General features: G+C 38.4%; 20 protein-coding genes and 4 pseudogenes. 7 read left to right on the top strand and 17 right to left on the bottom strand.

Annotated elements, in window-relative coordinates; translation table 11 throughout:
* Positions 1–3 precede the first annotated feature (3 nt).
* The 7 genes from D5R40_RS16375 to D5R40_RS16345 all read right to left on the bottom strand — a co-directional run bounded on the left by D5R40_RS16375 (position 4) and on the right by D5R40_RS16345 (position 5,665).
* Entirely contained in the window at positions 4–1,170 is a 1,167-nt protein-coding gene (locus D5R40_RS16375) for a pyridoxal phosphate-dependent aminotransferase (protein WP_124154913.1), read from the bottom strand.
* Positions 1,171–1,693: 523 nt separating this feature from the next.
* Positions 1,694–3,049, bottom strand: coding sequence for a damage-control phosphatase ARMT1 family protein (locus D5R40_RS16370; protein WP_240041602.1), 1,356 nt, complete (start codon positions 3,047–3,049; stop codon positions 1,694–1,696).
* A 162-nt stretch (positions 3,050–3,211) separates the two neighbouring features.
* Positions 3,212–3,574, bottom strand: coding sequence for a hypothetical protein (locus D5R40_RS16365; RefSeq protein ID WP_124143526.1), 363 nt, complete (start codon positions 3,572–3,574; stop codon positions 3,212–3,214).
* 5 nt (positions 3,575–3,579) lie between these two features.
* Entirely contained in the window at positions 3,580–4,389 is an 810-nt protein-coding gene (locus D5R40_RS16360) for a hypothetical protein (RefSeq protein WP_124143525.1), read from the bottom strand.
* 18 nt (positions 4,390–4,407) lie between these two features.
* Positions 4,408–4,641 carry a hypothetical protein gene (locus D5R40_RS16355; protein ID WP_124143524.1) on the bottom strand — a complete coding sequence of 78 codons (234 nt, stop codon included), beginning with the start codon at positions 4,639–4,641 and terminating at the stop codon, positions 4,408–4,410.
* Positions 4,642–4,717: 76 nt separating this feature from the next.
* Positions 4,718–5,296, bottom strand: coding sequence for a hypothetical protein (locus D5R40_RS16350; RefSeq protein ID WP_124143523.1), 579 nt, complete (start codon positions 5,294–5,296; stop codon positions 4,718–4,720).
* A gap of 87 nt (positions 5,297–5,383) precedes the next feature.
* Entirely contained in the window at positions 5,384–5,665 is a 282-nt protein-coding gene (locus D5R40_RS16345) for a hypothetical protein (RefSeq protein WP_124143522.1), read from the bottom strand.
* Positions 5,666–5,994: 329 nt separating this feature from the next.
* Between D5R40_RS16345 and D5R40_RS16340 the strand changes: the two genes are divergently transcribed.
* A complete protein-coding gene (locus D5R40_RS16340) occupies positions 5,995–6,813 on the top strand; it encodes a hypothetical protein (protein WP_124143521.1) in 819 nt (272 codons plus the stop codon).
* Positions 6,814–7,139: 326 nt separating this feature from the next.
* Here D5R40_RS16340 and D5R40_RS16335 read toward each other — a convergent pair whose 3' ends face one another.
* Both D5R40_RS16335 and D5R40_RS16330 read right to left on the bottom strand, forming a co-directional pair.
* Entirely contained in the window at positions 7,140–9,884 is a 2,745-nt protein-coding gene (locus D5R40_RS16335) for a bifunctional acetate--CoA ligase family protein/GNAT family N-acetyltransferase (RefSeq protein WP_124143520.1), read from the bottom strand.
* Between the two features lie 710 nt (positions 9,885–10,594).
* Positions 10,595–10,795, bottom strand: a pseudogene (locus D5R40_RS16330) (transposase); the annotation flags it as partial.
* Between the two features lie 458 nt (positions 10,796–11,253).
* Between D5R40_RS16330 and D5R40_RS16325 the strand changes: the two are divergent.
* The 3 genes and pseudogenes from D5R40_RS16325 to D5R40_RS16315 all read left to right on the top strand — a co-directional run.
* Positions 11,254–11,451 carry a hypothetical protein gene (locus D5R40_RS16325; protein WP_124143518.1) on the top strand — a complete coding sequence of 66 codons (198 nt, stop codon included), beginning with the start codon at positions 11,254–11,256 and terminating at the stop codon, positions 11,449–11,451.
* Between the two features lie 226 nt (positions 11,452–11,677).
* On the top strand, positions 11,678–13,024 hold the full coding sequence (locus D5R40_RS16320) for a hydrogenase (protein WP_124143517.1): 1,347 nt from the start codon (positions 11,678–11,680) through the stop codon (positions 13,022–13,024).
* A gap of 214 nt (positions 13,025–13,238) precedes the next feature.
* Positions 13,239–13,376 (top strand): annotated as a pseudogene (locus D5R40_RS16315) (transposase family protein); the annotation flags it as partial.
* A gap of 102 nt (positions 13,377–13,478) precedes the next feature.
* Here the strand turns inward: D5R40_RS16315 and D5R40_RS16310 are convergent.
* The 5 genes and pseudogenes from D5R40_RS16310 to cobS all read right to left on the bottom strand — a co-directional run bounded on the left by D5R40_RS16310 (position 13,479) and on the right by cobS (position 16,105).
* On the bottom strand, positions 13,479–13,892 hold the full coding sequence (locus D5R40_RS16310; protein ID WP_124143516.1) for a hypothetical protein: 414 nt from the start codon (positions 13,890–13,892) through the stop codon (positions 13,479–13,481).
* A gap of 351 nt (positions 13,893–14,243) precedes the next feature.
* Positions 14,244–14,330, bottom strand: a pseudogene (locus D5R40_RS16305) (adenosylcobinamide-GDP ribazoletransferase); the annotation flags it as partial.
* Between the two features lie 79 nt (positions 14,331–14,409).
* Positions 14,410–14,706, bottom strand: coding sequence for a hypothetical protein (locus D5R40_RS16300; RefSeq protein WP_124143515.1), 297 nt, complete (start codon positions 14,704–14,706; stop codon positions 14,410–14,412).
* 2 nt (positions 14,707–14,708) lie between these two features.
* A complete protein-coding gene (locus tag D5R40_RS16295; protein ID WP_124143514.1) occupies positions 14,709–14,897 on the bottom strand; it encodes a type II toxin-antitoxin system HicB family antitoxin in 189 nt (62 codons plus the stop codon).
* A 440-nt stretch (positions 14,898–15,337) separates the two neighbouring features.
* Positions 15,338–16,105, bottom strand: a complete 768-nt coding sequence (cobS, locus tag D5R40_RS16290; protein ID WP_240038789.1) for an adenosylcobinamide-GDP ribazoletransferase — start codon at positions 16,103–16,105, stop codon at positions 15,338–15,340.
* Between the two features lie 463 nt (positions 16,106–16,568).
* Between cobS and D5R40_RS16285 the strand changes: the two genes are divergently transcribed.
* A complete protein-coding gene (locus tag D5R40_RS16285) occupies positions 16,569–17,018 on the top strand; it encodes a hypothetical protein (protein ID WP_124143512.1) in 450 nt (149 codons plus the stop codon).
* A 102-nt stretch (positions 17,019–17,120) separates the two neighbouring features.
* Complete coding sequence (gene tgt, locus D5R40_RS16280) at positions 17,121–18,221, top strand: tRNA guanosine(34) transglycosylase Tgt (protein ID WP_124143511.1); 1,101 nt, start codon at positions 17,121–17,123, stop codon at positions 18,219–18,221.
* Positions 18,222–18,383: 162 nt separating this feature from the next.
* On the opposite strand, the gene D5R40_RS41110 is transcribed toward tgt, so the two are convergent.
* Complete coding sequence (locus D5R40_RS41110; protein ID WP_275670290.1) at positions 18,384–18,512, bottom strand: hypothetical protein; 129 nt, start codon at positions 18,510–18,512, stop codon at positions 18,384–18,386.
* Between the two features lie 298 nt (positions 18,513–18,810).
* Between D5R40_RS41110 and D5R40_RS16275 the strand changes: the two genes are divergently transcribed.
* Positions 18,811–19,587: an NAD-dependent epimerase/dehydratase family protein gene (locus tag D5R40_RS16275; protein ID WP_124143510.1), complete on the top strand. Its 777-nt coding sequence runs from the start codon at positions 18,811–18,813 to the stop codon at positions 19,585–19,587.
* A 143-nt stretch (positions 19,588–19,730) separates the two neighbouring features.
* On the opposite strand, the gene D5R40_RS41105 is transcribed toward D5R40_RS16275, so the two are convergent.
* Together D5R40_RS41105 and D5R40_RS41100 are read right to left on the bottom strand one after the other, a co-directional pair.
* Positions 19,731–19,949: a DUF4351 domain-containing protein gene (locus D5R40_RS41105; protein WP_282433635.1), complete on the bottom strand. Its 219-nt coding sequence runs from the start codon at positions 19,947–19,949 to the stop codon at positions 19,731–19,733.
* A pseudogene (locus D5R40_RS41100) lies at positions 19,932–20,228 on the bottom strand (PD-(D/E)XK nuclease family transposase); the annotation flags it as partial. The pseudogene D5R40_RS41100 and the gene D5R40_RS41105, both read right to left, overlap by 18 nt.
* Positions 20,229–20,280: the final 52 nt, after the last annotated feature.

Here is a 20,280-nt window from a genome sequence, read left to right as displayed (position 1 = left end):
TGTTTAGTTACGCGATTGCACAAACTTTTCCAACCTTGCTATCCCTTTTTCTATAGTTGCTAAGTCAGTAGCGTAAGATATCCTAATGTGGTCATCTGCACCGAAAGCAATACCAGGAATAACAGCGACGTTTTGCTCTGCTAATAAAGCATTACAAAATTCTAGGGAACTGCTAGAAATTTTACTAATATTGACAAACATATAGAAAGCTCCTTCAGGTTTGCTACAAGTAATTCCTGGTATAGCATTCAATAAATCATAAATTACCTGCCGACGTTTAGCAAAAGCTTGACGCATTTTTTCCACACAGTCTTGAGATGACTCCAATGCAGCGATCGCTCCATACTGAGCAAAAGTACAAACATTTGAGGTACTATGACTTTGAATTTTGAGTGTAGCGTTAATCAATTCCATCGGTGCGGCCAAATATCCGATCCGCCAACCTGTCATAGAGTATGCTTTAGCAAATCCACTACTAATAATAGTATTGTTCAAAACATCTGAGTTGACTGCCCCAATACTGAGATGTTGAATATCATCATAAATAATCTTCTCATAAATTTCATCAGAAACTACTAAGATATCTTTTTCTACTATTACTTCTGCTAATGCTTTAACTTCTGCTGGACTATAAACCATCCCAGTTGGATTAGAAGGAGAATTAAGAACGAATAATTTTGTTTTGCTAGTAATAGCTTGGCGTAGTTGCTCTGGTGTAACTTTATAATTCGTCTGGGCATCAGTAGTCAAAATTACTGGCTCTCCACCCATCAGTTTGACCATTTCTGGATAACTTAACCAGTAGGGTGCAGGAATAATTACTTCATCTCCAGGTTCAATCAGTGCCATCATCAGATTAAACAGAGAATGTTTCCCTCCATTAGTGACAATAATATTTTCTGCTTTGTAGTTTAGGCCATTTTCCCTAGATAACTTTTGGGCGATCGCTTCTCTGAGTTTCGGTTCTCCCGCCGCTGGGCCATATTTTGTCTTCCCAGCATCCAGTGCTTTTTGGGCTGCTGCTTTGATATGCTCTGGGGTATCAAAGTCAGGTTCCCCGGCACTAAAACTACATACATCTATTCCCTCAGCTTGCATTGCTTTAGCTTTAGCTGAGATAACTAAGGTTAGGGAAGGTGGTACTTTGCCGACTCTTGCTGCCAGTTTCATTTTTTACTTTTTTTGAGCTACTGAATCTTTCATTTTATATTGGACAGATGATTCGGTTCAACCTAAACTATTGGGAATTGAAGAAGGAGACAGGAGACAGGAGGGAAATTACTTATGGATAGTCTTCGACAAGCCGCTCCGCATCTACCCTCCCCCAAGTAATTTTGAAAACGACCGTTGACGGTGGGGTATTAAATCCACAAATAAAATGATAATCACATTCAAACTTATCAATTTATAGCGCTAGGGAATAGCAAACTGTAAAAGGGTTTTAGAGGATATCTGAAAAGTTTTTTGATACTGAATTTTGCCCCCCGAGCAAGCCAACTTTGGGGGGAACAAGAGTCAATTTGCTTGCTCTAGTCCCCCAATTTTCGGGGATTTAGGGGGCGAGTGATGTAGCAAATAGGACTTCTCAGACAACCTCTTAGGATTATATAATCAGTGATAAAAAAAACTTTATCCCTTTTAACCTTTTCTTCCCTTCTGCCTTCTTCCTTCTGCCTTCTTCCTTCTTCCTTCTTCAAGGCATGACAAACTGAATCATACCCCACTGACCATTTGTTAACCACAAAGGATCTTCTTCATTTAATATTTCGATTTGATCGGGTTCTAAGCTAGTTGCTACTTCAGACTTTAAGGTACGCAAAGCTACAAATGGTGTAGGAAAATAATAAGCAATATCTGACAAAGGGGTAGTAAATAACCAGTGGCGATCGCCCAAGATACGGCGATAGTTAGCATCACCCTTAATCAAAACCAAACTTGCTTTAGCTAATTCCTTCCTCACAGACTCTGGCATTTCCCAAAAAGCTAGTGGCGCATTCCAAAAAAAGTCATCTCGGCAAATTAAACGATCAGTACTAATATATTCTTGTAAGCGAGCTGCCAACATTTGTAAATTTTCTGAGACATCATTAGCTAAGATTTCCAGAGTGTAAAAGACATCTTGACTCATAGCATCAGAGACAAAAATTGGATGTGCTTTCAAATGCAAATAAACAATATTGGCAGTTTGAGTAGATAAAAGGAAATCTATCAGAAAAAAATCGCAAACTAACTCAAAACCTGCATTATCTATAATTAAATCTATCCGTTGCTCCTGAACATGACTTAAATAGTCGATTAAATTGTAAGTATCATCTACTAATATCTGAGATTGTTGTTGTTGAAGGTCTCTAGTAGTCCGGTCTTCTGTTTCAACTGGCCATAAACTCACATCAGCTTGACTACCCCACAAAGCAGTTTGTAACAGAGCTGTGAGACAAATTTGATAACTCTGTTGTTTTGGTAGAGCAGTATTTAAACCATTGATGCGATCGCCAATTTCGCGGATAGCATCCATTGATTTTTCTAAACTTAAGCGTTTTTGGTAACCAAAAGGGTCTATTCCTTGCCAAATTCCAGGCACAAAATAATCTGTTGCCTCTAACAAACGTCGGAAAAAATAAGCTTCAGCAAAATAAAACGGTAAATCAAACCAACTTCTACCTTCAAAAGACTCTAAGTAGGATGTCCAAGCTGCTACATCTGGTCCTGGGTCATCGATCAGGGGTCGTACCCATCCTTCAAATAAATCAACAGTTAGAGACTCTAACTGTTGGACAATAGTTGGAGGAAAATTATTGTCTTTGATAACTTGTTCGATGACACCCGGTAGTCTACAAACCATTGTGTAATGAGCAAAGGTATTTTCTTCTGACGGCATCACGGGTAAAGGCAATAGTGAGTCACTGGTTTTAAATTCAGTCATGTATTTATCCTGAAAGGGAATAGGGAGTAGGGAGTAGGGAGTAGGCAGTAGTAGGATGAGCAAGCAACTTCCTCCCCCACCCCCTCCACCAAAACCACCAATAAACAAGTCTGAACATAGCAGCAAGGGACATAAACCTACGCAGGATTAGAATCCTACGGGCTTTTCAGCTTTAGCATACAATTTCGTTTCATTACTACTACCCGTCACAAAACTTTACAACGCTGCACCTGGTAACACGAACCTTGTATTTCCGCCAAGTTCGTTAGTTTTATTAACAAATATTCTTTAATCCGCGTTAATTTGTCTAGCTTCTCTAATTTTAACATTGTTAATACTTCCGGAAAAAGTTTGACTTATTTGCCCTTGATTAGTGTCTATCCTAATAGTTTTGCCCTGAACGTTATATTTGTTGTTTACAAAATTAGGTTCACGATCGCTGATGTCTATTTCATTTTTTGAATTAATTTTTAGATCAAGGATAGACAAACGTTTTTCTACTAATGAACGAGTGCTATTATCATCTATATCTATACGTAAAATAGGCTCACCTAATTCATCCCAGGCTAAACCAATACCACCGACTCCATCTATATTTTCGATAAGTTTTTTTACCAGTTGTTTTAGTTCTCTGAGAGATTGATATGACATAATTTTTAAGATATTAAAGTAAGATCAAGAGTTTCTAAAATATTTTTCAAATTACAACCATAGCTTACCCCCATTTTCTTACCATTAATATCAAGTATACCACTGGCAAATTGAAGACCTACAGCTTGTAAAATTTTTGGAATAAAAATTAAACTACCTGAATCACCTTTTTCAGCAAATGGTTTGTCGAGTGATTGCCAACGTATTTCTAGAAGATTATCAAAACGTACATCCTTTTTAAATTGAGGGATATGAACACTTACATTATCAAGCGCTATAGCACTAGGAATCCCCTCTGTGTACCCGGTAGTCCGTCCAATTTTTGCAAGCATGATTTCTGGACCTATTACATCATAATCTTGTATATCATTAATATATCTACCAGAATCATCTGAATTCCCAAAGCCTGATGGGATAAGATTCCCTTGATGTTCAATACCCTTATCAAGAACAGCGTAAGCACTATCACCGAAATTGCTTCCAATTTTGCTAATCGACATGGCATCTCCAAGAGTGCCAATATAACTACCCATAGTCATAATGTTTCTTTGATCTAACCTACCAGGCTGATATATCTTATCGCCTAACTTTGCCTCATCGCAAAGGGCAAGAACATGATTATTTGACAGGATAGCTTGAGAACCATTAGAAGTACTAACAAAAGCCCCAAGAGTGCCTGGACCACCATCTCGATGACCAACAGAAAGACCTAGATGAAGAGGACGTTTTTTTCTAGTAAAACTATGATTACCTTTTCCATCAATTGCCGATTGAATAAGCACAGTAGAAGAAGGAATGGTTACGTCTTCTACCATCAGTACATCGATCTCATTTTAGAATTTTTCTGCTTTTTTCTCAGCAAATTTATAAGCTTTACCTCCTTTTTGCTCGATACGTAGCTCAAGCTGATAATCATTTTTGCCTTTGATTGAATATCCAACACTTAAGCGCTCTTCAGGACTGTGTTCAATGTCCAAGCTAGTTGTTCTGAGAATTGGTTCACGCTCTAAATCATTTTGGTAATATTGATCTAAAATTTCATTTTTTAGTTCAAAAATCGAATCCAAATTCATTCTTATTGACCTTAAACTTAAAATTGATTAGTATGATAAATACTACGCTGATTTTTTGAAAAAAGTCTTTTTATTCTACTTTATAATCTCCTTTATAAAAAAACGGAACTATAAATATCCATAAAACTACTGCTGTAGGTGCATAACGTGGATCAGGAAGATTCCATTTTAAGATGTTATGTCCCATTGCATAAACCCAAATCACAAATGAAACGGCTGCAATTCCAGTTCCGATTAGCTGTATAGATGACCACTTCTTTTCAGTATCTCTTGTACCCCAAAGTCTTGAAAGAATTACAAGACCAATACAAATAACAGGCCACCAATCAATAAAGCTTAATGATGTATTATTTTCAGTAAGTAATTTATCTGTCGGTTCAGCTATCCAAAAGCTACGTACTGTAACATAAACACTAAGCACTTCCGTTGGCACAAGTTTAACTAAACGCTCCATATAGTTAGCAAAGTTAGCATCTATAAGATTATCAGCTTCACTTGGTTCAATACCTGTTAGTTGAATAGGATTATCAGCTTCACTTGGAAGAAGATTATCAGGACTTACCCGAGGTGATTTATTATTATTGTTGATGCGATGTTCTATACGAAAAGGATATGGCATAATTAAAGCTTTTCTATGTAATTGGGTCAAATATAGCGAAGTTGCTATGAGCGACAATCTAGAAATGAAAGGCTTACTATGTAAGTATCTCAGGGACTGCTATTTTCGCGATCGCAACTACTTTGCTACTAAACCCACCCCATCCCCAGTCTGATAGTTTTGCGCATTTTCCTCTTGTAGAAGTTCGTCGATTTTCGCTCTTAACTTGTCTTGCCAACCTGAAATTTTTTTGATTCCGTGGAACATCTCGTCATCTACCCGGACAGTCAAATTATTAGACTTGGGTTTTCCTGGTACTTTAGGTTTCCATCTATAAGCTAATAAATCAGGGTTTCCTCCTGGTCTCCCACACTTAGTAGAGGTTTTAGTCTGCTTCTTTTTTGTTGTTTTAGTGGCCATATTACAGTCCTCCTATTGATTGTATATATTATAAGTTATATTATTGGTAGTAAGCAAGTAAAAAAAATTATAAAATTTATTTACATTTATTAGTATGCAAGCTATAATGATAAATGTAGAGGCCAATAAAGAAGTTCTACAAGTGGACAATAAAAAAGGACACCGCCCTCTCCTAGGTAAAGTTGAGGCAATGCCCTTTTAGAGTCCCCGGTAAACAAGTATCAGGAGACAAATCAATGATATTTTTCATCAATCCAATTTCAATTATATTACAAAATTTCAGCCAAGACAAGGCTTTATTACGAGCCTACTTGGGCCTAACAAAATTAATGGCCACTAAACCAATTACTAATTCAGTAAACGAAACAAGATTATACTATAACCGCTTATTAGGCTACTTAATCCACCACCTAGAAAAAACGATCGCTGAGATTGAGGCTGCCGATACCTACACAGAAGAGCAAGAGCAACGCAAAAGCAATTCAGAGACTACCTACACCCCAAAGGAGGCACAAGTATACGACAGTGTATTTACTGAACAACCTCCACAAGATACACCAGAATCTGAGAAAATCGAATCACTATACTCTAATGAAACAGAAATAGCTAAGGTAAATGCACCCTCTAATAAAATCTCAGAAAAAAATGCTCTAGCCCAAACCGAAACTTTAGAAGCTGATAAAGTAGAAGCGAGTGAAACTAGGAGTAGTTTGCAACAACCTGAAGCGACTCTGACTGAACTGAAGCAGCAGCTATTATCTAAGAAAAATAAATCACAACTAGAGCAATTCAAGTCAGAGATAGGAGCTGAGAAGACTGGAGAGATTTGGGAAAGCTGCACAATTCCTGAGCGTAACCTGATCAAATGTATTAATGCTACTACTAAAAAAGGAGCCTTGCCTTTTGATTTAGTTAGTTGGGTTAACCCTCAAGGAAGACGAGAGATAGGGCGTTATGTTGGGTTTTACCGTGCAGGTAAACAGTGCAAAGAGAACGAACGAGTGATTTATCTACCAAAGGATGACACATTCAAAGTCGTGGACAAGCGATCGCTCAAAGGAGTAAATGCAAAGTATCAAAAACCTTGCCCTCCTGACCTTGCGACTAAGTTAGAAGCTGCATTAGAAGCACAACCAGAACCAGAGTAACCAACAGTTCAGGAAATAGCCAATAATGACTTCACAGGATTAGCACCCACCCCAAAGTCCCAAAGTGGTTCAGAGGTTGGAAGCAAGCCAGAGTCACAACCATAACTACCGATCGCCCGGATTTAACTAGCTATCAGCTTTTCCGTTCCGGAATACTTTCGGTCTGAAATACTACGCAAACGCAAACAGCATTTAGCTGGAGCGCTAAAAAATCAAGGGTTTAAGTTCCCCACACTTATTTGAAAAGTGCGTAGTGTGTCTTTTATGGGGGTTTTAATCCCCCATTATACACCTTGAGAAGCTGATAGCCGATCGCTGAGTCCTACTTAATGACAGATTGTCAATTTCGCCTCTACTAAATCAGCACTACGCTGCAATTGAAAACCCACTTTCTCACAAACTCTTTGCATAGCTATATTCTCAGCTAAAATTGTCGCAACAATTCCCTCTAACTGCTCATCTCGACCAATTTGCACCAGTCGCAATAACAATTCCGTCCCTAACCCCTGACGTTGATAGGGGTCGCTCACCAACATCGCAAACTCTGCCTCATTTACCCCATGTGACTTACTCAAGCGACCCACTCCTAAAATTTCATGGTTTCCCGTTTCTGGATTTTTATAATCCGCCACCAATGCCATTTCCCGATAGTAATCAATAAAGCAAATTCTGGTTAATCGTTCGTGAGCAATGCGCCGACTCAACTTGAGAAAGTTAAAATAACGCAAATACACACTTTCCTCTGACAACGTTTTATGGAACTGAATAATCAACGGTTCATCCTCTGGGCGAATAGGACGGATAGTCACCCCCTCCCCATTTCTCATTTGCCAAGGTTTGACATATTGAGTAGGGTACGGACGAATAGCTGATGATGGCAATTTCTCTACACCCACACTCTGATCATGAAGAACTATCCTTGCATCCAAAGCAATCAACCTTTCCGAAGAAGCTAACAGAGGATTAATATCAATTTCCTTAATCCAAGGTTCCTCTACCACTAACTGACTAAATTTCACTAATAGCTTTTCCAGCGCTGCCAAATCTACAGCTTTCCTTCCCCTTACTCCTTTGAGAGCTTGATAAATTTTTGTCTGTTCCATCATCCGGCGAGCGAGAGTTGTATTCAAAGGAGGCAAAGCGATCGCCCGGTCTCTAAACACCTCTACTAACTGCCCACCCGTACCAAACACTAAGACCGGACCAAACTGTGGGTCAACACTGCTACCAATAATCAACTCATAACCACGGTCTAAACTTAACATTGGTTGTACCGTCACCCCTAGGAAATGCTCAGACCCCACTTTCTCAGTTACAGATGTTTGAATATTTTGATATGCCCATTTTACTGCTTCTGCATCTTTAAGATTTAACTGCACACCATCCACATCAGTTTTATGGGTAACTGTCTCAGAAAACAGTTTCAGCACCACTGGATAACCAATTATATTAGCACGTTCCACTGCTTCTGCTTCAGTTTTGGCAACCAAAGTCTGCACAATAGGAATACCATAAGCAGCTAAAATTTGTTTTGATTCTGACTCTGTGAGAATATTTCTGCCTGCATCCTGAGCTGTTTTGATAATTTGCTCAACTATAGAACAGTTTGGACCGCTTTCTTGTTCTTCTGCTAGCACTGGGGTTTCATAAATACCCTGCAAGTTATAATTGTACTGCCACATAAAGTTAAAAAGCTTGGCAGCAGAATCTGGATAACGATAAGTTGAGATACTAGCACGATTGAGAATAGTTTCACCTGTAGTTACCTCATCCCCTCCCATCCAACTTGCTAATACTGGTTTTTTAGCAGTTTGAGCATAATGCTTCAACTGTTCAGCTGTTTGAGTGGGGTCGGTCATTGCTTGAGGAGTCAAAATTACCAGCAAACCGTCGGTGTTAGGATCTTTAACTGCTACTTCTAAAGTTTTGCGATAACGCTCTGGGTCAGCATCACCAAGGATATCAATGGGGTTAGCATGACTCCAGTGGGTGGGGAGAAATTCATTCAGTTGAGCAATTGTTTCTTCTGCCAGAGGTGCAAGTTCTCCACCAGTAGCAATCAGGGCATCGGTCGCCAAGACTCCTGGTCCTCCAGCATTAGTAATAATTGTCAGTTTCGGTCCTTTTGGCAACCGTGGCTGTTTTGCCATCACTTCTGCCATATTAAATAGTTCAGAGATGCGATTCACTCGCAACACCCCACACCGACGAAAGGCAGCATTTAGCACTTCATCACTACCTGTGAGTGACCCTGTATGTGAAGCAGCAGCTTTAGCAGCAGCTTCAGTTTGACCAGCTTTAATCACTATTATTGGCTTGGTCAATGCTACTTCACGAGCAGCAGACAGGAATGAGCGCGCATTGCCAATGGATTCCATATAGATGACAATACTTTTGGTGTGGGGGTCGTCTCCAAGATAGTATATCAGGTCGCCCCAGTCTAAATCTAGCATTGAGCCTATGGAAATGAATGCACTGAAGCCTACGTTTTCTGGGAAACTCCAGTCGAGAACGGCTGTACAAAATGCTCCACTCTGACTAATGAAACCAAGGTTGCCTGGGTTTGCCATAGTGCTAGCAAAGGTGGCGTTTAGTCCACTATGGGGGTTCATTAGTCCTAAACAGTTGGGGCCAATCAGTCGCATTTTGCCCTTGGCTGTTGCCATAATTTGTCGTTCTAATTCTATGCCTTCTGGTCCAATCTCTTTGAATCCGGCTGAGACTATGATCGCGCCTTTTATGCCTACTTCTACACAGTCACGCACAGCATCAGGGACCATTGGTGCAGGTATGGCAATGATTGCTAAGTCTACTGGTGCTGGTATGGCTTTAATATTTGGATAAGCTGGAATTCCTAACACACTATGACGCTTGGGGTTAACCGGAAAAATTGTGCCTCCAAAAGGATTGCTGAGTAGATTCCAGAGAATTGTGCGTCCGACACTGCCGACTCTTTCTGTAGCACCAATTACTGCCACATTTTCTGGGGCAAATATTGAGGTTAGGGGTTGTCGCTCCGCCCTCAGAATATCATAGCTTGAGTCTGTTGTTTTTTGAGGTATTTGTAACATTATTTTTCCCCTTCTTTTCAACTTTAACTTGAAACGATATTTAACTTAACACTACTTTTAGGCTGCTCTACTTGTCTAGATATTTCATTTGTAAAAGGTTAAGGGAATATTAAAATTTATTCTCGTTTTTTAATGGACAAAAATGTCTTTTTTTTTTACTTTTAAACATCGACAATATTTTATCATTTTCTTTGTGGGTTTAATACCCCACCGTCAACGGGGGTGTTCAAAATTACTTGGGGTGAGAATCCCCATGTAATTTTCCTCCTGTCTCCTGTCTCCTGTCTCCTTCTTCAACAAATTAATTTTGCTTAGTCAAATTAATCTAGAATTAAAATAATGTGAAATTATCCTGTTTATCTGGGCAGATAAACTCTCATGAAATTATTGTATAATGACATACATTCTTCAAGTTTTTCCCCAGAAAAAATAAATCCCTTCTTTCAGAGTTTGATATTTTTGGTAAATACGATACTGTAATACGAATTACATCAAATTCAGTAACATCAAACAAAGTAATTTCTTGAAAATCTTTTTCTGCTCAAGATCATATAATTTTATCTAACCTTTTTTGTCACTGTTTTTTTCCTATTTTTGGGTTGATAATATTGGGTGCATCTCATATTTGCAAAAATACTTTTTTCCTATATATTCCCTGTTGCCTGTTCCCTATTGCCTGTTGCCTAAAAGCAAGAAATTTTTGGCTTTATTCAAAATTGAGATGCACCCATAATATTGACTTTTCGGTTTTTTGCGAAACCTCCTATATGGTTCAACTCTAATTTCTCTAGTTCCTCTAAAAAAGAGGAATTATTGCCATAACCTCCATCCGCTAAAGCTACACCAGGACGATATTTTATGAACAATATTTTTTGAACTAATTTGAGTGCTAAATCAGGTTTTTTGACAAATTTTTGATCTTCTTTTCCCTAGTCGGAACGCTTCCCCGACAAAAACGACCAAGTCGAAGCGCTGGCTGTGGCAACTTATACCAATTTGATCAACTTTTGTTACAAATAGTAGAAGTAAGAAAGAAGGAAGAAGCAAGAAGGAAGAAGGATTGAAGAAGGAGACAGGAGACAGGAGACAGGAGACAGGAGGAAAATTACATGGGGATTCGCTCCCCCAAGTAATTTTGAACACTGTGTAGACGGTGGGGTATTAAACCCACAAAGAAAATGATAAATATTGAAAAAAAAGGGAAAACGATAGATATAACCATCTAAAATGAACTGGAGAAGCTATTTTTAAGCATATCCGATCAAGATGCACTTTTTATAGCATTCTTTTTTCAAACTGGTATTAGGCACTCAAGAACTGGGAAAAGGAAGCTGCTTTTCTCGGATTCGAGCCGGGAGTAATAGCACAAATGAATGAAATTTATCTGGATATAAAAGGTTTAAAAGCCAATAACACAGGTACTATAAATAGATGTCGGGCTAAGTTGGCTAATTCCGCTCAAGTTGAAAGTTTTAGTAGCTCGGACTCTAGTATTGCAAAGACAGAACTTTACAATTGGAGTGGAACAACTGTAACTCAGAAAAGATTAGTCTCTCAAGTTGGCTGAGAAGTTCAAGCCAAGTTTGAAGAACACAAGGCCAAGTTGAATAGCAAGTCTGAAAAGCAGGAAAAAGGCCAAACGGGAAGGTTTACTAACTTAGTCCATTCTCGAACTTGTGCTTTTGCTCTGAGGCGATTATTTCCTCTATTAAATTGTGTTGATTGATAGTAGGTTTTAACCCACTAAAGTAATATATAAAACTGTAATTATATAAATTTACTCTAACAAAAATATGGAAACAGCCGATCATAACTTGTTGGAAAAACTAGCATCTCTATCAGAAAATTTTCCTAAATTGGGTATTCGCCTCTCCCTGGCAGCTAAAGAACTACAAAATGCAGGTACTCCCCCTTCAGAAAGTTTACTAGAAGAATTGATGGCCTATGGTAGAGATTTTGCTACTCTTAAAGAGCAAGGACTAGAGTTGGCAAAAACATCTCAAGTTTCTGCAGGGGCAATATTTTCCTTCACAGACTTAGAAAACTTAATTAAAGCACTAGCTTCAACCACAGAATCATCAAGCAGTCAACCAGTTTTAGATATTCTTAATCAAATCTTGGCGATCGCTCATCAAGAGCAACCAGAATTTCCTCCTTTGCAATCACTTAAAGCAAAAGCCAAAGAACTACATCAATTAATTTCTCATACAAAATCTGACAAATTACCAGATGAAGCTCAAGCTTTAATTGCAGAGACACATCCACTTTCAGCAGTATTAAAACTTGTCAAACAGGGTAAAAATTTAGATGATGAGCAGTGGTTGGAATTAGAGGAAAAAGTTAATGCCAGTTTTGGCAAAAAACTAATGTTAGCTATATCTAGAGAAAAACTGACAATTCCTAATGATTCTTTACCCACAACATCTAGAATTAAACTTCCGGCACTTGAAGAACTAAACCGAACTCAAAATATTGCCACTCAACCAACTAATACGCAAAAATCAACTGTTCCAAGTTTACCACCTTTAATAGTAGTACCTTCTGGTGGTGCAGAAACAGCTATTGAAGATCCAGATGTGATGATTTTAGAAGACCCAAAACCTAGAGGTACAAAACCTGTAGACGAAATCATTATTGTTCCTGCTGTGGAAGTCTCTAAAAATTTTCCCACTGTTGAAAGACCAAATATGATGTTTGGAGAAACTACTAATCAAAAATCAGTAGTTTCTGTAGGGTTGAAAGTTTTAGTTCATATACAAAATATTGGCGATCGCATTTTTGCTGGTCGAGAATATGCAGGTACTCGCGGTCAAGGTTTTCGTGTAGAAGCTTTTCAAATCAATATAGAACCGCCTATTCCTGGGTTAAAACTTGAATACATGGCTCATGTTTCTGAAATAGGTGATACTCCTTGGTTAGAAGCTGGAAAATTAGCTGGAGAACGTGGCAAAGCTAGAAGAATAGAAGGATTTGCGATTCGTCTTACAGGTATTCAAGCTGCCAATTATGATGTATTCTATACAGCTCACGTTCAGAATATGGGAGATTTACCAGTTTATTCCAATGGTGCATATTGTGGTACTCGCAACCAAGCTCTCAGAGTGGAGGGTATAAAAGTTTGGATAGAGCCTAAAAATTAGCACTCAGGAGTTATTTCAGTTATCAGTTGTCATATCATGTTCGGCTGAATACTTACACTTTGGAGGAAGGAAGGCAGTAGGCAACCCACCCCTAACCCCTCCCAGGAGGGGAAGGCAGAAGAGAAAGAAAGCTTAAAGGCCAGAAGTTTTTTGATAACTGATTATCCGTTAGCGTAGCTCCCCCGGAGGGGGAACATGATATAATGAGGCTTATACTAGCAAAACTTCTCCCAAATGTGTTTACATCCACAAGAAACTTGGTGGCTCCAAAATTCACTTTTGCCCGGCTTGCGGTCATAAAGCACTGGGAGATTTGCCAGGCGCTCTCAGCATAATCTTGAGAGCTTTGTAGGCTGTAGCCTTCGATCTCAGAGATGGCGTTATCACTATCTCTGATGCCAATATTGTACTTGTACAGGACGTTGATTAGCTTTATGAGGGTTAAAGACAGTACTTAAACTTTCTTGCCAGAAAAGTAACACATCTCAACATCCTGTATTGGTTCACGAGAACTAGAACTTTCATTCAGGAATTCAATACTTGTCTCATACGTCGTTAAATTCACCGACACATTAAGCCAATAGTAATTCTCTCCTTTGCCAACACTAAAGGACAGCGATGAATCTTGGTAAGAGATTTCACTTATTGTACCAACATTACATTTGTTCACTGACTCAGTACCATCAGCCATCTTGTCGAAATGGTACATATAAATTCCCTTCTTACCCTCTTTTACTCCTTCTGGAAGAAAAAAGGTAAAAAGTTGATTGCTTGCATATTGATACCATGAAAATGTTCCTTTCCAGCACGCAGTCCATAAAGGACCAAAAAATGGAATAGCCGCATCTAAAGACTGAAAATCACTCATAGTTCTTTACCTTTGAGTTGTCCTTTAACATAGACTTTTTGTCACCATGGATCCAAGATATCCACGATTTTTCCATAAATCCATATTTACCCTATCAACAAGATAGTTTTTATTCAATCCGTAGAAATGCTTACCCTTTATTTCCTTGGCTCTTCCAGACTATAGCTTAAATTCCGCACAAGTATCAAATATCAGAACTCTTATATGTTATATGAGATGAAAAAGCAACTGCTAGACTCTTCACGTTGATATTTTTGAGAAAAGCACTAGCGATAATTTTCTTCTTGTGAGAAACTGATGCACTACCCGCTATTCCATAGTCACCAACACACACAATAATAATGCTTCAGTCTATTCAACCACAGCACCATAAGTATCACCAGTATGACCGCCCAAACAATAGTTAAACCAAGCACCTGTCAACAGAGTGATCGCCCCTTCCCAAAGCAATCATATTTTAGAAGCGCTCGCGTTTGCGCAGCATTCCGCAGGAAAGCGTTGCGGATGCAACATTACTTTATTCATTTATCAAAATATAGTTCCCAATAATTCTTTTCAATTCAACAGGATCTTCAAGAGCAAACGCCACCCCCATATCTGGACGAACCACCCACCACCACATTAATCTTTCCAAATAGCTGGGTGGTTCATCATTAGGACACCACTCAATAAAACCATCATTGACACCAACCATATTAGGATAAAAGTCATTAGCTATAGCAACGCGATCATCAAGCTGCTCAAATTGTACAATATTTTGCCAAGCAACCTCATTAGGAATTGAGTTGAAAATTGTTTGTACGTCTTTATACATTTTTATTTCAAGCGACGCTCAATCTCGGAAGCATCAGCAGTCTCAAAAAAAATTTCTAAAGCTTCAATCAAATTAGACCGCGCTTCTTCTGTCGTATCGCCTTGACTGCCAATATACAGTTCCGTACACAAAGATACATATCCATCACCCTCCCGCTCAATAATAGCTGTTAGTCGTTTGATTTGTCTCATTTTCCAATAGACATCTCCAGAAAAGAGGCAACAGGCAACAGGCAACAGGCAACAGGGAGAAATAATTGATAATTTATGGATAAGAATTGATTTTATTTTTGATTTTTGGAGATGTCTAATCTTTAAAAAGCCTTTTTTTATCTATCTAGTTTAGCAGTTTTTTTTCAGGTTGTGATCACTTTGCTTGGGAACTGATACCGTTCGCTATTCCAAAGCAACTCAAACACACACAGGATTTACGCACTGACAATAGATAAGGGTTTTGGTGTGTTAAGCTACCGCTAATACACCCTACCAATAGCGTTCTATATCTGGTGATTATGCGTAATATCATGTGCGGATAATCTGTGCTCAAAAAACCTTCTCCCTTTGAACTTTTCTCTCCCTTTCCTACGGAATGCTACGCAAACAGCATAGCTGCCTTATCTAATAACCGATCGCTATTCTAAAGTAACCAATAAACACAATAACAACGCTTCTGTCCATTCAACCACAGCACCATAAGTATCCCCAGTATGACCGCCCAAACAACGGTTAAACCAAGCACCTGTCAACAGAGCGATCGCTATTCCTCCTATTGCCATCCCAGAAGCTACTAACCAACTTTCAGGGTTTAATAAAATTTGGATTCCACTGAGACTCACTAATAAAAGTAGACTTTGGATAAAATCCCAAATCGAATATTTTGCCTCCTTGTGAAATGCTCCTTTTCCAGTAGGTTTGAGATAGGGGTAACGAGCGATCGCTACTAACTGTCCCCATCTCCCCCAACCTGCTACTCCCATTAGTATTAAAAAACGGTCGCTATCTAAATCTGTTAAAGCAGTAATTTTTAGCAACAATAGAGCGATCGCTGCCATTGCCCCAAAAGCTCCTGTAGCACTATCACTCATTACTTCCAGTCGTCGTTTCTGGTCTGGCACTGCCAACCCATCAGCAGTATCCATCACCCCATCCAAGTGTAAACCACCAGTTAAAATAATTCCAGATATAATCGCTACAGCAGATCTGGTGAGTATAGGCATTCCTAAAATTTGTAATCCAAGATCGATTACCCCAAGGATACCCCCTACTATCAATCCTATCAAAGGAGCGAAACGAGCAATACCATTAAAATCCAAGTTCCAAGTATGGGGAATCGGTAAACAGGTGTAAAATGCAATTCCAGCACTGAGTTTTGTCAGAGTTTTCCTAATTACTTGGAGCAATATTTTTTACCACCCAAAATTTTCTGAGCTTGGCTTCTTGTTGTTAACTATAGTATCAAAAAAAATAATATTTGCTGCATTTGTTTCAAATCAAATTAACAACAATGGAGTAGACAAAATGAGTTTTGTATGGTAGAAATTTAATATTGGGAAAATAGTTTTGTATAGACCTGAAAGATTTCCAGGATACATACATAGTTAAATATATATACTCATAGAATGTATAAAAAAATTTAACTATAGATTAAGAGTCTGAAACTCTTACTCCAGATGAGCTGTTGTTAGATAAATTGTTCCCTTTTACATAAGATTTTGTGCATATTCCAAACCAGATTACTATATTATTGGTTCATACTCCAAGAAACTATGCCAGAATTGGAACAAGAATAGCACTATCTAAATAACTCAGAATAAAAAAAAACTGTTCTGATAAATTTCTATCAAATTCAGAGGCTTTTGCTATATGAGTTCCAATAATTTTGACCAGAGAGTATCTGCTCCTTGCATAATTGACATTGGCATAGTTGTCAATAAACGTGATATGCAAAGACTGTTGATAGATTTAGGTAGAGTCCGCTATATCCATACTCAAGATGGCCAGATTCAAAGCCGGGGTGAAGGATACATACTAGAAGTATTTGCGGATTGTCAACGGTCAACTTTAGTTGCTAATCATTCAATATACCTAAATGTGCTTAGTTTTGATTACCTAGAACTTGGACAATCATCAAAGAAAGAAACATACTTTGATTTAATTACTGAAGGACGTCAGTTAAGACTAATTCCTCTGTCAAACCCTCTTCAAGAAGAAACTACTAGAAATATAAATGCTGCAGCCTTTGACGCAGTAATGGATCAAGTTTTGTCATCTAATTGGGATATGCAGTTTGATGATGATGATTGCCCCTTTTAAGCAGAAAGGAAAAAAATAGGGAATGAGGCAAACCATATAAATTGTTTGTTCTCAGTTTCGAGAAAACAGTTAGAATTTTTTAATTGCCAATACCTAACTATCATGTCCCAAAACTTTTCCTTTCATTTTCAGGCTTGTTGTAGCAACACAAAAGCTCGTGCAGGTGTTTTTTTGACTCCTCATGGTAGTGTAGATACACCTAGATTTATGCCTGTGGGGACTTTAGCAACTGTCAAAACTCTCACACCTACTCAGTTAGAGAAAGCGGGTGCTCAGATGATCTTGGCAAATACTTATCATCTTCACTTACAACCAGGAGAAAGTATTATAGCTGGTGCTGGTGGACTACATAAGTTTATGGCCTGGAGTGGGCCAATATTAACTGATTCTGGGGGCTTCCAAGTATTTAGTTTAGGAGAAATCCGAACTATTAGTGAAACAGGTGTTAAATTTCGCTCACCTCGTGATGGTAGTATTATTGATATAACTCCAGAGCGTTCGATCCAAATTCAGAATGAATTGGGAGCTGATGTGATTATGGCTTTTGATGAATGTCCACCTTACCCAGCGAGTAGGGAAGAGGTGGAGTTGGCAACAAATCGTACTTATCGATGGTTGAAGCGTTGTATTGAGGCTCATCAGCGTCAGGATCAGGCTTTGTTTGGTATTGTTCAAGGTGGTGTTTATCCCGATCTGCGTTCTGTAGCAGCAAGGCAGTTGGTAGATTTGGATTTACCGGGTTATGCTATTGGTGGAGTGAGTGTGGGAGAGCCTGGTGAGCTAATAGATGATATAGTTAAAGTAACGGCTCCTTTATTACCAGAAGATAAACCTCGTTATTTGATGGGAGTTGGCACTTATCGAGAAATGGTAAGAGCGATCGCTTCTGGCATAGATTTATTTGATTGTGTAATTCCGACTCGTTTAGGACGACATGGGGTGGCTTTGGTTAGAGGGGAGAGGTGGAATTTGAAAAATGCTAAGTTTCGAGAAGACTATACCCCTCTTGATGAATCTTGCCCTTGTTATTGTTGTCAAAATTTTAGTCGAGCTTATCTAGCTCATTTGGTAAGAGCGAAGGAGTCTTTAGGTTATACTCTATTGTCTCTTCATAATGTCACAGAATTAATTCGCTTTACTCAGCGGATTCGAGATGCTATTTTGGGCGATCGCTTTACTACGGAGTTTGCTGGTTGGCTTTGAAAAACAATTAATAATTAATAATTAATAATTAATTATTATTAGGGTTTGCTGAAAAAGTCTGATACTCAGGGGAGGGGAAAGGTACTAGCATTTTGAGACGACAAAGATCTACAAATCTTGCACTTTTTCAGAATAAAAAAACCTGGAGACCCTTAGTAGTTCTCAATAATAGAGAAAAATAGGATGTTGAAGCGCGATCGCGTAACGTACCCAAACCATCAAAAATAAAAGATGTCTAAATAGGGCTTGCTGATTAAATCTAAAAGTATTGACAGATAAAGGTTTTAGCATTTTTTTGTCTAAAAAAGTGCCAGCTTTTCAGCGGAAAAAGCTCAAAAAGCTAGTATTTTGGGATGATGGTGGCAGAAAAATCATTCTTACAAAACGCCCGCTCCTACCTCTTCGCTCATTCCCCGTTCCTCCTGTCTCCTACCCCTACTAAAAGACTTTTTCAGCAAACCCTAAATATTGATATTTTAACATATTTTTTGTATAATCTACTGGTTTTAGTTTTCCTACGGAATGCTACGAAACATCCCGACATTCCGTTACCGGAGAGCGCAAGTCCTCAAGTTAACGATCAAATTAAATGAAAACTGTTGTAATTACTGGAATTTCAGGCACTTTGGGTAGTGCGATGGGTAAAGTTTATAAGTCACGGGGATGGCGGGTTGTTGGTGTGACTCGTCAACCTAGTTTAGAGGGAGATTTTTTTGATGAGTTGTTTGTTTCTCCCCAGAAAACTATTGAGGATGCCAGAAAACTATTTGAGTATGACCCGGATGTGGTGATTTTGAATGCTGGTCAAATTGAGACGGAAGTAGGAGAGGGTGGAATTCCCATAGTTGAGTTGGTAGAGTCGATGAATCGGGTGAATTATACTTGGCCTGCGGTTGTAGGTGCTGAAGCAGCTAAGTTACCCCGGAGTAGACCTTTGGATGTGATTGCTATTGGGTCAATTGCTGATGGAAGTCCTTCTTGTTTCGGACCTGTTTATCATTCTGGCAAAATTGCCTTGCATTATTACTGGTCTGGTGTTGGGCCAATTGTTTATCATTCCAGTAAAAATATGATTCGCCTGCGGTTGTATCGCCCTGGTGCTATTTCTGGTAAGTTTGCTTGGGCACCAGTGAATCGTTTGAATGATAAAGCTTATAAGATTCGAGCTAATCGAGTTAATTCTGCTCCCTCTGGGGATAAGGTGGCTGAGAAAATTGTGAATTGGATTGAGAATAGTAAGGAATGGGTGGGAACTTATGATGAACCTTTGGGATTTAAGATTTTTAAGTATTTGTTTGCTTTATTCCCCAACTTTTTCTACAGATTACAATTGTATGGTTGGCCTAAAGGGAGTAAGTTTGTTTGATTATTAGGCGTTGCAAAAATGCGGGATGATTTTAATAGTTTTGTAGTTTTGTGGAATGGGTATCTTGCCCGTTCCCCTTTTTAGAGAGTTAGATAGAAAACTAGAGATTTAAAACTTTTTCATTATCAATTATCCATGATCAATTATCCATTATTATCTAGCCAGTTTTCCAAGTCTGCTATTGTTGCTAAATCAAAAATTTCATCACCTAAAATATCTAATTTTTCCAAAGATAATTGCTCTATCTGAGTCTGAACTTCTGGAGCTATTTCGCCAAACTTGCGACGAATTTGACGTTTAACTAATATTCCAATTCCTTCCTTTCTGGCTAAACTAATTTGTCCTTTCTTATCTCTAATCAACTTTTCCTGTTGCTCTAATTCCTCTAATTCTGCATTGTTTAAGTTCGCTTTATTCGCTATATTTAATGCTGCTTCTATTTCTGATACTGATTCCAATGATTCTGGTATTACTTCTAAACTTGGAGCCGATTTAATAAAATATATCCATTTATCGCTTAAGGTTTCTAACGCTGACAATTCTTTATTAAATTTGGGTAATTCTACAAACATTAATGTTAATTCATCTTGGTAATTAAACAATTCTGTTTCTTCTTTAAACCTGAATTTGGTAATCATTTTATCATTTTCTTTGTGGGTTTAATACCCCACCGTCTACACGGTGTTCAAAATT

Source organism: Okeania hirsuta (assembly GCF_003838195.1).
Classification (GTDB): Bacteria; Cyanobacteriota; Cyanobacteriia; order Cyanobacteriales; family Microcoleaceae; genus Okeania; species Okeania hirsuta.
This window is presented reverse-complemented; position numbering and strand designations above follow the sequence as displayed.

What these genes read in the sequence shown, in the direction of transcription:
- D5R40_RS16345 (WP_124143522.1), bottom strand. Translation starts at nt 5,665, where the DNA reads ATGGCCACTAAAACAACAAAAAAGAAGCAGACTAAAACCTCTACTAAG.
- D5R40_RS41110 (WP_275670290.1), bottom strand. Translation starts at nt 18,512, where the DNA reads ATGCTAAAACCTTTATCTGTCAATACTTTTAGATTTAATCAGCAAGCC.
- D5R40_RS16375 (WP_124154913.1), bottom strand. Translation starts at nt 1,170, where the DNA reads ATGAAACTGGCAGCAAGAGTCGGCAAAGTACCACCTTCCCTAACCTTA.
- D5R40_RS16320 (WP_124143517.1), top strand. Translation starts at nt 11,678, where the DNA reads ATGGAAACAGCCGATCATAACTTGTTGGAAAAACTAGCATCTCTATCA.
- D5R40_RS16360 (WP_124143525.1), bottom strand. Translation starts at nt 4,389, where the DNA reads ATGGTAGAAGACGTAACCATTCCTTCTTCTACTGTGCTTATTCAATCG.
- D5R40_RS16325 (WP_124143518.1), top strand. Translation starts at nt 11,254, where the DNA reads ATGAATGAAATTTATCTGGATATAAAAGGTTTAAAAGCCAATAACACA.
- D5R40_RS16300 (WP_124143515.1), bottom strand. Translation starts at nt 14,706, where the DNA reads ATGTATAAAGACGTACAAACAATTTTCAACTCAATTCCTAATGAGGTT.
- D5R40_RS16295 (WP_124143514.1), bottom strand. Translation starts at nt 14,897, where the DNA reads ATGAGACAAATCAAACGACTAACAGCTATTATTGAGCGGGAGGGTGAT.
- D5R40_RS16365 (WP_124143526.1), bottom strand. Translation starts at nt 3,574, where the DNA reads ATGTCATATCAATCTCTCAGAGAACTAAAACAACTGGTAAAAAAACTT.
- tgt (WP_124143511.1), top strand. Translation starts at nt 17,121, where the DNA reads ATGTCCCAAAACTTTTCCTTTCATTTTCAGGCTTGTTGTAGCAACACA.
- D5R40_RS16340 (WP_124143521.1), top strand. Translation starts at nt 5,995, where the DNA reads ATGGCCACTAAACCAATTACTAATTCAGTAAACGAAACAAGATTATAC.
- D5R40_RS16335 (WP_124143520.1), bottom strand. Translation starts at nt 9,884, where the DNA reads ATGTTACAAATACCTCAAAAAACAACAGACTCAAGCTATGATATTCTG.
- D5R40_RS16310 (WP_124143516.1), bottom strand. Translation starts at nt 13,892, where the DNA reads ATGAGTGATTTTCAGTCTTTAGATGCGGCTATTCCATTTTTTGGTCCT.
- D5R40_RS16275 (WP_124143510.1), top strand. Translation starts at nt 18,811, where the DNA reads ATGAAAACTGTTGTAATTACTGGAATTTCAGGCACTTTGGGTAGTGCG.
- D5R40_RS16285 (WP_124143512.1), top strand. Translation starts at nt 16,569, where the DNA reads ATGAGTTCCAATAATTTTGACCAGAGAGTATCTGCTCCTTGCATAATT.